Raw genomic sequence first — 805 nt, 5'->3', positions numbered from 1 at the left:
GGGGGGAGGGGGGGCTGTGGGGTGTTGGGGTGGGGCGACGGGGGGTAGTGGTAGGCAAGGGGGGGGGCGGGAGGTGACCAATGAGCACCGAGGCCAGAGACTGGGAGGTGGTGTTGACGTGAAGGGTGAGGTCGTGTGCCGGAACCAAGAGACGGTTACGGGGTAGCGGAAGCAGCAGGCGGACTTCCGACGGATTGCTGTCACCCTTTGAGGTGGTTTCCACCAGTGCCTGTACACCGAAGGTAAAGCGCAGACGGTCGATGTTTGCAGACGTAATGGTGCGGGTGATCGGCGTGTCATATTTCACTTCCGTACCCAGCACCGTCTCGGAGCCGGAGGATTCAAATCCCTCCGGCGGAGTCTGCTCCTGCTCACCAGCCCGGAACACCACCGTGACACCGGATATGTTGGTATTCCCCTCAGTGCCCCGCACCGGCGTCCTGTTCAGCAGCACGCTTTTTAAGCCCTCCACCGGCCCTTCAATCGTCCCTTCGCTGATGGCATCGATCACACTCAGCAACTGCGTGGACTTCAGGTTGTCCTTCGCTTCGCGCGGGGTATGCCCCTTACTGCTTCCTTTACCCATTCCTCACGCTCCATAAATGACAAAACCGCCCGCAGGCGGTTTCACATAAAACATTTTGCATCAGCGACCAATCACCACAACCTGACCACCGTCCCCTTCGTCTGCCGTGCTGATCTCCTGAGAAACCACGCGTGACCCCACGCGCATTTCCCCGTACAGAACAGGCAGAACATTGCCCCTGCCACCTAAACACATCCAAAGCTCCCAACGAAAAAGAAA

Annotated in this window: 1 pseudogene; it reads right to left on the bottom strand. The window is 59.0% G+C overall.

Features of this window, described 5'->3' with window-relative positions:
- Window positions 1–586: pseudogene (locus BHE97_RS19525) on the bottom strand (host specificity protein J); the annotation flags it as partial.
- Window positions 587–805 lie beyond the last annotated feature (219 nt).

The organism is Aeromicrobium sp. PE09-221 (assembly GCF_002174305.1).
GTDB lineage: Bacteria > Actinomycetota > Actinomycetes > Propionibacteriales > Nocardioidaceae > Aeromicrobium.
This window is presented reverse-complemented; position numbering and strand designations above follow the sequence as displayed.